Genomic DNA, 12,254 nt, shown 5'->3' with positions numbered 1-12,254 from the left:
GCAAAAATGCTATGGCTGACTTCGGTCAGCTTTCCCCTCGGGCACCGTCCGCGTTGGCCCACAGCACTTGAGCGCGATGTCGACGGGCCCATTCTTTCGACCCGGACCGACACTCTCATCGTTTTCCGCCATTCAATGCAAGGCAGACAGAGCGACCGTCACAGTAAACGCACCGAGCACGAGGGAGGCACAGCGAAGCAGATATTTCGGCGTCGGAACGCCTGGGCGAACGGCAGCCGAGTTGCGCGCCCAGACTAACCCAAAGCAGCCTGATCGGAAACACTAAGGCGAGAAAGGACCCCGTCGCTTCCAGCTCGCGCAACGGCCGGAAGCCAAAGGCGGCGTGGCGCTCGCCCGTCCGGTCGGTGCCGAAGGAATCACATGTTAGTTTATATTTCCAGCGTGCAAGCTCGCTGGCGCTGAAGTGCTTGACGACGTATACGGAACAATCGATTTTCTGAAACCCCGCAGCGGTTACTGGAGAACATCACGCATGAATCCGGACAACGCATCAGATGTCTCGATAGCAGCCCACGCGCGCGCCGGCGGCAGCGCATCCGCGCCGATTCCGGCCATCGCGCCATCGCAAACCGCGCTGCTCGTCATGCATTACCAGACCGACATCCTCGGACTCTTTCCGTCGGTCGCGCCCGCGTTGCTCGCCAATACGCGCCGGCTATGCGACGCGGCGCGGGCCGGCGGCGTCGGCGTCTGGTTCGCCAATCTCCGGTTCAGCCCCGGCTATCCGGAAGTCAGTCCACTCAACAAGAACGGTCAGGGCATCAAGCAGCTCGGCCTTTTCCTCGACGACGGCCCGTCGCCGGAGCTGGCCCGGCAGGCCGACGAGCCGCTGATCGTCGCGCATCGCGCCAGCGTGTTCTTCGGCACCGATCTGCAGGCGCGACTGGTCGCGCAAGGCGTCGATTCGCTGATCATGGTCGGCATCGCGTCGACCGGCGTGATGCTGTCGTCGATCGCCTACGCGAGCGACGCGGACTTCCGCCTGTATACGGTCAAGGATTGCTGCTACGACCCGGACCCGGTGGTCCACGAGCATCTGTTCTCCACCGCCTTCGAATCGCGCACGACGGTGCTGTCGCTCACGAACGCGTTGCGGCTGCTCGCGTGACGGACCGACCGCATCGCCCGAAGCCGCCCGCAGAAGGGAGGCTTGCCGGGCGGTTGCGATCCCCGCCGGAATGAGGTCGATGCTGTGGTCGGGCATTCCGCCGAAGCAGGTTTGACAGCACCGACCACCTTCCCCCTTACTTCGCGATATACACGCCCGACGTCGGGCACGTGCCTTGCGTATTGCCGTCCGTCACGAGCGACGCGGCGCTCGGGAACTGCGTGGCCGCATTCGTCTTCACCGCGATCCACGCTTCGGTGAAATAGCTGACGCCATTCGTCTTCGTGCACTTCAGCGACACTGCGCTGCGCGTATTGCTGCCGAACGCGCCTTCGAACGCGGACAGCAACTGGTTGCGCGTCACCGTCTTGCCCGCGTTCGCCTGCAGGTAGGCGTTGAACGACGTGTTGCCGAGCCGGTTGATCATCCCGGACGCCTGGTTCCAGTACGCATCGGGCGACGCCGAGTTCGAGCAGGTGCCGTGCTTGAACCACTCGTGCTTGTCGAGGCACGATGCGACGCCCGGCATGTACGTCGACAGCGTGTTGCGGGTCGCGCTGCTGATCGGATAGGCGTCCATGCTGCACCACTGGTGCGCGTTGTCGAGGTCGACGTCGCTCTGCGGCACGCCGCAGTAGAACGGCTGGTTGCCGTCGTACCGGTTCGGCCACAGGCCATGCAGCGACAGGCTCGTCGCCGCATACGAACCGGCGAGGTTCGTGCATTCGGGCGTATCGTGCGACGCGCAGAAGCCGGGCTCCCACGAGGCGGCAAGCAACAGGTAGTCGTAGCTGGTCTGCGCGGTGGCGTGCAGCGAGGCGGAAGCGACAACGAGTGCGGCAGCGGCGCGGGCGAGCGTCTTGAGCATGGCGTTTCCTCGGAAAAGGCTTGCGGTCGCGGGATGCGCCGCAAGATTGTCGAATGTCTGCCCGCGATTGTTGCTGCCGCAACGTGGCACGAATGTGAAGGTGGCCGAATGATGTCCGGTGGCGCGGCCTACCCGATACAGTACAGGGCTGACGCGTACCGCCATGCCGGCGGTACGCCGTCGCTCACGATCCGGCGCCCAGCTGCGTGCATGCGCGCGTGACCGATTCGGGACCTTCGAGTACGAGGATCTGCCACACGCCGACGCTGACGCGCTGGCGCGCTATCGTCGACGAATCGGTCAGCAACGCCTCGACACGCGGCGCGGCGTCCGGCGCCTGCTGCTTCAGCGCCGCGTGATGCCGCGCGCGCGACGCCGGCGCGGATTCGTACACGTCGCACAGACGCACCATGCCGGCCAGGCCGGCCACGTCGTCGTCCTTGTCGATCGCACCCGGCTCGACGGGCGCGAGCCCCTTGCGCTCCGCCGCCGGCAGCTTGCTGCGCGCGCCTTCGTCGATCGACGTCGCGGTTGCGGGCGGCAGGCCGCCGATCGCCGCGACGATCCGGCTGCCCGCGGCGATCATGTCGCCCTGGCACGCGATCTTCTCGGCGGCCGCGACGTTCGCGCAGAACGACACCGAGGTCCGGTACACGTCGTTGCTCATGCGCGGCACTTCGTCCGCGCTCGCATGCGCGAGGCCGGCGCTTGCCAGCGCAAGCGAAGCGGGAATCAGGATGCGGAATGCTCTCGTCTTGTTCATTGTTTTTCGTCTGTGGGTTTTTATGGCGGGCAGCATCGCCGGGCCACACGGTGGCGGCCCCCGCGGCGCCGGGCCCTCGTCCGGCGCCACGCGATCACTTCATCGACGCGGCCTCCGATCCACCGGGCGACAGCGCCGCGCTGTCCTGCTCGCGCCACGCGCGGCGCGACGCCATGATCGCCTTCACCGCCGAGCGCGCGACCTTCCACCACGCGAACGGCCGCGGGTCGGCGAGCATGCTGAGCGCGCGCGCATAGTCGAGCGTCAGCCCGGGCGTCCACGCCATCGTCACCGCGCGCTTGCGGATCTGCGCGGCGACCCACAGCTCGGGTGTGAGCAGCAGCCGCACGAATGCGCCCCACCCGGCACGCGCGCCCTTCAGCCGCCACACCGCGCCGTCGAGCGCGGCTTCGAGCGCGTTCGACACGGTGCTCGAGCAGTTCCGGTACGTGAGGTTGTACGTTACGTTCTGCCGGTACGACGTCCAGAATGCGTCCAGCTTCGCCGGATCGTAGTTGCGGATCCGCACGCGAACGGTCGACGGGCACCACGCGTTCGACTCGGTCGCGTAGTCGGGCTGGAACAGGCCCGGCACGTCGTTCTCGCGTGTCGCGCGCAGGATGCGCGTGAATTCGTCCGGAGAACGATCTATTTCGACACCCGGATACAGGCTGATATAAATGCCCTCCGGCGACTCCAGCGCCGCATGTCCGGTCGAGATCACGCCGTTGACGTCCACCGCCGCGATATAGCGGTCGATCACCGGATAGCGCTGCGCTTCGGCCTTCGACGTGCCGGTCGGCGTCCACACGTGCACGGTGAGCGCGTGCTCGCCGTCGGCCGGCGGGCCGTCCCATTCGGACTGCGCGAAATGCGGCAGGTCGCGCGCATCGTCGAGGTCGGGCGCGATCGCCGGCGAAGGCGACGTCGCGAACGCAGGGTTGCGCGTCATCCGCCGCACGCGCGCGGCGAGGCTCAGCATGTGCATCCCGCCGAACATCAGCAGCAGGCCGAGGCAGTACGGCACGGTGCCCGCGTAGTGAGTCGGGTACGGCTGGAAGAAGAAGACCGCCAGCAGGATCTCGACAACACCCCACGCGAACGCGACGTTCCAGCGGCGGTAGCGCACCATCCATGCGGACGTGCACTGCAGCAGCCCGTCGACAAGGAACAGCGTGCCGAAGATCATCGACAGCAGGAAGTGGCCGTGGTGATGCCCGGCGAACACGAGCCCCGCGGCCACCACGACCACGATGCCCTTCACGTAGCGCAGGATGCGCTGCCCGCCGACGCCGCTGCCGGCCACCGCGAGCGTCGCGAGCCCCTCGATCAGGAACAGCCACGCAAACAGCTCGATCGGGAAATGCAGCGCGCCGTCGAGCGCGTCGACGAAGATGCCGACGCCCGCGACCACCCATAGCCAGCCGAACACGGTCAGCCCGCGCCAGCGGGTTCGCAGATATTCGATGCCCAGCAGCAGCAACACCAGTCGTACCATCGCGCCCTCGTGTCATTTTTCGGGAAACGCGCGGCCTCGCGTTTCCTGTCGTGTCGACCGCGCGCCGTGCGACGCGCCTGTCGGGAGGCGGCAATCGTTGCCGGCGCGTCATGCTTCAGCATGACCGATGGCGGCCGGCACGCGCCGCTCTGGGCGAATAATAAGATATGACGGAGTCAGTTGAAAGCCTGCCGAAAACCTTTTGGGCGCGGCGCCGACGGGCCCGCCGCCCGCTGCCACGGCAGATTTCCCGTTCGACAACGTGCGGCGGATACGCCAGAATCCTGCTTCCGAGGGCGAAAGCCTCTGAACCGCACCAGACGGGACAACAAAAAATGAGCATATCGATCACACGCCGGCGCCTGCTCGCTGCCGGCATGGCCGCAAGCAGCCTCGCGCTGTCGGGCTGTTTCACGCCGGCGCTGTACAAGGACGACACATACAGCGAAGACGTGTCCGGATTCATGATTACCGAGGACGGCAAAAAGCTGGTCGTCCTGGGCAGGCGCTACCATTACATCTTCGATTTGCCAGCCCAATTGCGGCCGGTACTGCTGTCCGGCTACCGGAAATCGCTGCGCACGACGTTTATCGGCTTTCATGCGAGCGGCGGCAGCGTCACCGGCCACTACCGGATCGTGTTGCCGAAAGTCGCGTCGGACGACGATCGGCAGGCGGCCGCCGCTGACGGATTCACCAGTGCGCCGGCCGGCCTCGTGCTCGAAGGCGACATCGGCGGCAAGCGCTATTCGACCGAAGGCTTCGTCGAGCAGGACAAGGCGGCTGCGCAGCCGTTCAACCGCCCGTACTCGGTTTACATCAAGGAATCGCCATCCGTCGTCGGCATGGGTCTGCGGATTCTCGCCACGCCGGTCACGGTTGCCGCCGACGGCGTGCTCGTGCTGGGCGGCATCGTGCTCGTGCCGTTCGCGGCCATCGCGATCCAGGCAAGCGGCGGCATCCGGATCATGTAAAGGCGCGCGCGGCGCCCGTGCAGCGCCGGTGGCAGCAGCCCGCGACACGCGAGCGCACACGACGACCGCAACCGGAGCATCGCCATGACCGCCTCACCGCTTCACACGCCACCGCTCGGCCCGCAACTGAAGCGCTGGCGCCTGCTGCACCGCGTGAAGCAGAGCCACGCCGCCGAGCTGTTCGGCGTCGCGCAATCGACGATCTCCCGCTGGGAGGCCGGCATCCAGCAGATGTCGCCCGACGAGCGCGCGACGGCCGAGCGGCTGCTCGCCGCACGCGTCGATTCCGCGGGTGACCGCGCGCTCGCGCGGCTCATCGCTGGTAGTGCTGGACGCATGCATCTCGTGTGCGATCTCACGCACCGCCTGCTCGCAAGCTCGCCGGCACGCGCGGCCGAGTTCTCGCAGCCGCTGCCGATGCTGCTCGGCACGTCGCTGTGGCGCTACGCGACGCCGGAGATCGTCCGCATGGAAGCCGCGCTCGACACGCTCGGCTGGCACGACCGCGCGGGGCCGCCCAGCGTCGAGTTCGACACCGGCGCGAATGCGTCGCGCGTCGTGCCGATCCGCGGCAGCATGTGCCGGTGGACGCGGATGACGCTGTCGGACGGCTCGGCCGCACGGCTCGTCGAAACGCTCTAGCGCCTGCCCGGAGCCAGCGCGCGAACGCGGCCGCGCATATTTCATGCGTGGACGCGCCGCCGCCGCACGACGTACGCTTGACGGCTCTCCGTACGGACCCAGTGACCATGAACCCCGATACGATCCACGCACGACTCGATTTCCTGCGCGAAGCCGAACGCCTGAAGGATGTGCTGCGCAGCGGCCACACGTCGGCCGGGCGTGCGGAAAGCACGGCCGAGCATAGCTGGCGGCTGTGTCTGATGGCGCTCGTGTTCGCCGATGCGCTGCCCGGCATCGACACGCTGAAGCTGCTGAAGCTGTGCGTCGTCCACGATCTCGGCGAGGCGCTGCACGGCGACATCCCCGCGATCGAGCAGGCCGCGCACCCCGACAAAAGTGCGCACGAACGCGACGACCTGCTGACGCTGACGGTTTCGCTCGATCGCGCGCTGCGCGACGAGATCGTCGCGCTGTGGGATGAATACGAGGCGGCCGCGTCGCCCGAAGCACGCGCGGCGAAGGCGCTCGACAAGCTGGAGACGATCCTGCAACACAACCAGGGCAGCAATCCGCCTGATTTCGACTACGCGTTCAATCTCGGCTACGGCCGGCGCTATACCGACGCCGCGCCGCTGTTCAGCGCGATCCGCGACATCGTCGATGCGGACACGCAACGCAGGATCGACGCGGGCGGGCACCGCGCGTAAGCTCGCGGGATCGGGCGCCCTGCTCGCACGAGGCTCTCCGCATGACGCAGAATATCTACGATGACCCGGCTTTCTTCGAAGGCTACAGCCGGCTGAACCGCTCGATCCACGGCCTCGACGGTGCACCGGAATGGCCCGCGCTGCGCGCGCTGCTGCCGGACCTGCACGGCCTGAACGTGCTCGACCTCGGCTGCGGCTACGGCTGGTTCAGCCGCTGGGCGGCCGACCAGCACGCGGCGAGCGTGCTCGGCGTCGACGTCTCCGAACGCATGCTCGAACGCGCGTCATCGACCGCCGCGCATCCCGCAATCACGTACCGCCGCGCCGACCTCGAAACGCTCGCGATGCCGGACGCCGCGTTCGATCTCGCATACAGCTCGCTCGCGTTCCACTACATCGCGCACCTCGACACGTTGCTGCACACGATCCATCGCGCGCTCGTGCCGGGCGGGCGGCTCGTGTTCTCGATCGAGCATCCGGTCTATACGGCGCCGCGCCGGCCCGGCTTCGTCGTCGATACGCAGGGCAACCGGTCCTGGCCGCTCGACGGTTACCAGCGCGAAGGCGAGCGCGTGACCGACTGGCTCGCGCCGGGCATCGTCAAGCAGCACCGCACGCTCGGCACGCTCGTGAACCTGCTGATCGGCAGCGGCTTCACGCTCACGCACCTGGACGAATGGGGGCCGACGCCGGCACAGGTCGACGCGATGCCCGCGCTCGACGAGGAACGCGACCGGCCGATGATGGCGATCATCGCCGCGCAGCGGTAACGCGGGCCGCCGGACACGCACCAGCCCGCGTCCCCTTCTCCGCTGCTTCCCCGCCGCGTTCACAGATCGCAACAATGACGCCGCCCGGCCCCCGCTCCGGCGCGGTGCTCGCACAATTCAGCACAATTTCCACACGATTTGGCGCGAATTCCTCGCTTACCATGAGCGCCTGATTCGATTCGGCACGCCCGCGCGATGCGTACGCGGATTCCGTCGCGGGCAACACGCCCGGCATGCGACGCCGACCGGATCGTCCCGCTCGGCCGCACGCATCGCCGGCATCGCTTCATCCTCGCAGCGTTCTCATGACCCAGAAGACCCATCGCCGCCGGCGCATCGTGCTGGCTACCCTGACCATCGTCGCGATCGCCGCCGGCGTCGCACTGAAGGCCTGCGCGCCCGACAAGCATCCGCAGTACTTGTCCGCACCCGTCACGCGTGGCGATCTCGAGAACGCCGTGCTCGCGACTGGCGCTCTGCAGGCGTTCAAGCAGGTCGACGTCGGCGCACAGGTTTCCGGGCAGTTGAAGACGTTGAAGGTCAAACTCGGCGACAAGGTGGCGAAGGGTCAGTGGCTCGCCGAAATCGATCCCGTGATCTCGGAAAACGCGCTGCGCCAGGCGCGCGCCAGCGAAGAGAGCCTGCGCGCGCAGCAGCAATCGACCGCCGCACAACTGACGCAGGCGGAACTCGCATTCCGGCGCCAGCAGGCGATGCTGCCCGACGATGCGACGTCGCGCGAGTCGTTCGAGGCCGCGCGCGCAACGCTCGACGTACAGCGCGCGACCCTCGCGTCGCTCTCCGCGCAGATCCGCTCGGCACGCATCCAGATCGAGACCGCGCAGGCCAACCTCGGCTACACGCGCATCGTCGCACCGATCGACGGCGAAGTCGTCGCGATCGTCACGCAGGAAGGCCAGACCGTGATCGCGCAGCAGCAGGCGCCGGTGATCCTGAAGCTCGCGGATCTCGACACGATGACCGTGAAGGCGCAGGTCTCGGAAGCCGACGTGATCCGCGTGCACGCCGGCCAGACCGCGTATTTCACGATCCTCGGCGAACCGGACAAGCGCCACTACGGCAAGCTGCGCGCGACCGAGCCGGCGCCGCAGAACTTCGCCGACGCGCAGAGCTCGCTCGGCGGCGGCGCAGGCGGCGGCACGAAACCAAACTCCGCCGTGTTCTACAACGCACTGTTCGAAGTGCCGAATCCCGAGCATCGGCTGCGCATTTCGATGACCGCGCAGGTCAACATCGTGCTCGGCAATGCGCGCAACGCGCTCAGCATTCCGGCCGCCGCACTCGGCGAGAAGCGCAAGGACGGCACCCATGCGGTCCGCGTGCTGCGCGCCGACGGCAGCACGGAAACGCGCAACATTCGCATCGGCATCAACAACAACGTGCGCGTCGAGGTGCTGGCGGGCCTGAAGGACGGCGAGCGCGTCGTGATCGGCGAAGCCGCCGCGGACGAGCACGCGCCGCTGGCGGACGTGGTGTGACGATGAGCCAGCCCCTGCTGAAACTCGCTGCCGTCACGCGACGCTTTCCGGCCGGCGACAAGGACGTCGTCGTCCTGAACAACGTCAACCTGTCGATCGACGCGGGCGAGATCGTCGCGATCGTCGGCGCGTCGGGTTCCGGCAAGTCGACGCTGATGAACATCCTCGGCTGCCTCGATCATCCGAGCGAAGGCACCTATACGGTCGGCGGACGCGACACGCACATGCTCGACAGCGACGAACTCGCGCAGCTGCGCCGCGAGCACTTCGGCTTCGTGTTCCAGCGCTATCACCTGCTGCCGCACGTCGACGCGGTCGCGAACCTCGAAATGCCCGCGATCTACGCGGGCACCACCCGCGCGGAGCGGCACGAACGCGCACGCGCGCTGCTCGCGCGCCTCGGGCTCGCCGATCGCGCGCACCACCGGCCCGGGCAACTGTCCGGCGGCCAGCAGCAGCGCGTGAGCATTGCACGCGCGCTGATGAACGGCGGCCAGGTGATCCTCGCCGACGAACCGACCGGCGCGCTCGACACGAAAAGCGGTCAGGACGTGATCCGCATCCTGCACGAGCTGAACGCGCTCGGCCATACGATCGTCATCGTCACGCACGACCAGGCCGTCGCGCGCCATGCGCGGCGCATCATCGAGATCAGCGACGGCGAGATCGTCTCCGACCGGCCGAATCGCCACTACGCGGAGGCACTCGCGAAAGCCGGCGTCGACGCAGCCGAAGCGACAGCCGGCGCGCCGTCCGCACGCGATCGCCAAGACAGTCCGCCGCCCGCCGACGCCGACGCGGACACCGGCACGCGCGCGCGGCGTTTCGCGGCTGGCACCGGCCGCTTCGCCGAGGCCTGCCGGATGGCGTGGATCGCGCTCGTATCGCACCGGCTGCGCACGCTGCTGACGATGCTCGGCATCATCATCGGCATCACGTCGGTCGTGTCGATCGTCGCGATCGGCGAAGGCGCGAAGCGCTACATGCTCGACGAGATCGGCAGCATCGGCACGAACACGATCAACGTCTATCCGGGCACCGACTGGGGCGACAGCCGCGCCGACACGATCCAGACCCTCGTGCCCGCCGATGTCGCCGCGCTCGCCGAGCAGCCGTACATCGACAGCGCAACGCCCGAGACGTCGCGCACGCTGCTGCTGCGCTACCGCAACATCGACGTCAACGCGCTCGTGAGCGGCGTCGGCGACCGCTTCTTCCAGGCGCGCGGGATGCGTTTCGCGCTGGGCGTCGCATTCGACGAGGACGCGGTGCGCCGCCAGGCGCAGGTGGCCGTGATCGACCAGAACACACGCCGCAAGCTGTTCGGCGCGACGCGCAATCCGGTCGGCGAAGTGATCCTGGTCGACAACGTGCCGTGCGTCGTGATCGGCGTCACGGCCGACAAGAAGAGCGCGTTCGGCAGCGTGAAGAGCCTGAACGTCTGGGTGCCGTACACGACGGCGAGCGGGCGCCTGTTCGGCCAGCGCCATCTCGACAGCATCACCGTGCGCGTGCGCGACGGACAGCCGAGCGCGGCCGCCGAAAAAAGCCTCGAAAAGCTGATGATCCAGCGCCACGGCCGCAAGGACTTCTTCACGTACAACATGGACAGCGTGGTCAAGACCGTCGAGAAGACCGGCCAGTCGCTGACGCTGCTGCTGTCGCTGATCGCCGTGATCTCGCTCGTCGTCGGCGGGATCGGCGTGATGAACATCATGCTCGTGTCGGTCACCGAGCGCACACGCGAAATCGGCATCCGGATGGCGGTCGGCGCGCGCCAGTCCGACATCCTGCAGCAGTTTCTCGTCGAGGCCGTGCTCGTCTGCCTGCTCGGCGGCACGATCGGCATCGCGCTGTCGTTCGGGCTCGGCGCGGTGTTCTCGATGTTCGTCGCGCAATGGAAGATGGTGTTTTCCGCCGGCGCGATCGTGACGGCGTTCGTCTGCTCGACGCTCACCGGTGTGATATTCGGTTTCATGCCCGCGCGCAACGCGTCGCGGCTCGATCCGATCGATGCGCTCGCGCGCGACTGACGGAGCCCGCCATGACGCATTCCTCACCGCTTCGCCGCCTGGTCGCATGCGCGTGCGCCGCCGCGCTGCTGGCCGGCTGCACGGCCACGCGCCACGAGCCGTTGCCCGCCGTCGCGATGCCCGCGAACTGGGCGGCGCCGGTCTCCGCCAACGCGCCGGCCACGACGCGCGACTGGTGGCGCAGCTTCGGCGATCCGCAACTCGACCGGCTGATCGACGACGCGCTGCGCGCCAACAACGACCTCTCGATCGCGGCGATACGCGTGTATCGCGCGCAACTGCAGGCCGGGCTCGTCGACACGAACCTGACGCCCGCCGTGTCGCTCGGCGCGAACGGCGCCGTCTCGCGCACGCTCGATACGCACCGGATCAGCCGGTCGAGCGGCGTCAACGGTTCGCTCAGCTATGAAATCGACCTGTGGGGCCGGCTGGCCGCGTTGCGCGATGCCGCGCATTGGGAAGCCGACGCAACGGCGGCCGATCTCGAAGCCGCGCGGCTGTCGCTGATCGGCACGACGGCGTCGCTGTACTGGCAGATCGGCTATCTGAATCGGCAGATCGCGCTCGGCGACGCGAACATCGCGTATGCGGCGCGGACGCTCGCGGTCGTCCGGTCGCGGCACGCGGCCGGCGCCGTGTCGGGGCTCGATCTCGCGCAGGCCGAACAGAGCCTGTCCGCGCAACGCGCCGCGCAGACGCAACTGATCCAGCAGCGCACCGAAAACCGCCACGCGCTCGCGATCCTGTTCGACCGGCCGCCGCAGCAGCGCGCCGCCGAACCGTCGGCGCTGCCGGACGCGCCGCCGCCGGACGTCGCGGCCGGTCTGCCGGCCAGCCTGATCGGCCGGCGCCCCGACCTGCGCGCGGCGGAATTCCGGCTGCGCGAATCGCTCGCGCAGGTCGACGCGACGCGCACCAGCTTCTACCCGACCTTCACGCTGACCGGCACCGCCGGCACGTCGAGCACGAGCCTCGAGCGCGTGCTCGCGAATCCGGTCGGCACGCTCGGGCTCGGCCTTGCGCTGCCGTTCATCCAGTGGAACACGATGCAACTGCAGATCAAGGTGTCGAAGACGCAGTACGAGGAAGCCGTCGTCGGGTTCCGCCAGCGGCTCTACACGGCGCTCGCGGAAGTCGAGAATGCGCTGTCGGCGCGCGTGCAGCTCGAGCGCGAGGCCGAACAGCGCGCGCTGTCGCTGGCCCAGGCGCAGCGCGCCGAGCAGCTTGCCGCCGCGCGGTTCGCGGCCGGCGCGACCGCCGTGCAGCCGTGGCTCGACCAGCAGCAGGTGTTGAGGAACGCGCAAAGCGCCAACGAGCTGACCCGGCTGAACCGGCTCAACAACCAGATGACGCTGTACCGCGCGCTCGGCGGCGGCATGTCCTGACCGT

At 68.1% G+C, this 12,254-nt stretch carries 11 protein-coding genes; 8 read left to right on the top strand and 3 right to left on the bottom strand.

Annotation, left to right across the window (positions count from 1 at the left end; translation table 11 throughout):
- Nucleotides 1-493: 493 nt before the first annotated feature.
- On the top strand, nucleotides 494-1,129 hold the full coding sequence (locus tag CUJ89_RS20590) for an isochorismatase family cysteine hydrolase (protein WP_114179322.1): 636 nt from the start codon (nucleotides 494-496) through the stop codon (nucleotides 1,127-1,129).
- Between the two features lie 136 nt (nucleotides 1,130-1,265).
- Here the strand turns inward: CUJ89_RS20590 and CUJ89_RS20585 are convergent, their stop codons facing one another.
- The 3 genes from CUJ89_RS20585 to CUJ89_RS20575 form a co-directional block, all read right to left on the bottom strand.
- Nucleotides 1,266-1,997, bottom strand: a complete 732-nt coding sequence (locus tag CUJ89_RS20585) for a ribonuclease T2 (protein ID WP_114179321.1) — start codon at nucleotides 1,995-1,997, stop codon at nucleotides 1,266-1,268.
- Nucleotides 1,998-2,181: 184 nt separating this feature from the next.
- Complete coding sequence (locus CUJ89_RS20580) at nucleotides 2,182-2,760, bottom strand: hypothetical protein (RefSeq protein ID WP_114179320.1); 579 nt, start codon at nucleotides 2,758-2,760, stop codon at nucleotides 2,182-2,184.
- Nucleotides 2,761-2,854: 94 nt separating this feature from the next.
- A complete protein-coding gene (locus CUJ89_RS20575) occupies nucleotides 2,855-4,258 on the bottom strand; it encodes an HdeD family acid-resistance protein (protein WP_114179319.1) in 1,404 nt (467 codons plus the stop codon).
- Nucleotides 4,259-4,593: 335 nt separating this feature from the next.
- Between CUJ89_RS20575 and CUJ89_RS20570 the strand changes: the two genes are divergently transcribed.
- From CUJ89_RS20570 to CUJ89_RS20540, 7 genes are all read left to right on the top strand, one after another.
- On the top strand, nucleotides 4,594-5,232 hold the full coding sequence (locus CUJ89_RS20570; RefSeq protein ID WP_114179318.1) for a hypothetical protein: 639 nt from the start codon (nucleotides 4,594-4,596) through the stop codon (nucleotides 5,230-5,232).
- 84 nt (nucleotides 5,233-5,316) lie between these two features.
- Nucleotides 5,317-5,874, top strand: coding sequence for a helix-turn-helix domain-containing protein (locus CUJ89_RS20565; RefSeq protein WP_114179317.1), 558 nt, complete (start codon nucleotides 5,317-5,319; stop codon nucleotides 5,872-5,874).
- A gap of 107 nt (nucleotides 5,875-5,981) precedes the next feature.
- Nucleotides 5,982-6,563 (top strand): HD domain-containing protein, encoded by a 582-nt coding sequence (locus tag CUJ89_RS20560; protein ID WP_114179316.1) that lies wholly within the window; start codon nucleotides 5,982-5,984, stop codon nucleotides 6,561-6,563.
- Nucleotides 6,564-6,604: 41 nt separating this feature from the next.
- Nucleotides 6,605-7,333: a class I SAM-dependent methyltransferase gene (locus tag CUJ89_RS20555; protein WP_114179315.1), complete on the top strand. Its 729-nt coding sequence runs from the start codon at nucleotides 6,605-6,607 to the stop codon at nucleotides 7,331-7,333.
- 305 nt (nucleotides 7,334-7,638) lie between these two features.
- Entirely contained in the window at nucleotides 7,639-8,832 is a 1,194-nt protein-coding gene (locus CUJ89_RS20550; RefSeq protein ID WP_114179314.1) for an efflux RND transporter periplasmic adaptor subunit, read from the top strand.
- Nucleotides 8,833-8,834: 2 nt separating this feature from the next.
- Complete coding sequence (locus tag CUJ89_RS20545) at nucleotides 8,835-10,865, top strand: MacB family efflux pump subunit (RefSeq protein ID WP_114179313.1); 2,031 nt, start codon at nucleotides 8,835-8,837, stop codon at nucleotides 10,863-10,865.
- A gap of 11 nt (nucleotides 10,866-10,876) precedes the next feature.
- Nucleotides 10,877-12,250, top strand: a complete 1,374-nt coding sequence (locus tag CUJ89_RS20540) for an efflux transporter outer membrane subunit (protein ID WP_114179312.1) — start codon at nucleotides 10,877-10,879, stop codon at nucleotides 12,248-12,250.
- Nucleotides 12,251-12,254 lie beyond the last annotated feature (4 nt).

The organism is Burkholderia pyrrocinia, assembly GCF_003330765.1.
Taxonomy (GTDB): domain Bacteria; phylum Pseudomonadota; class Gammaproteobacteria; order Burkholderiales; family Burkholderiaceae; genus Burkholderia; species Burkholderia pyrrocinia_B.
This window is presented reverse-complemented; position numbering and strand designations above follow the sequence as displayed.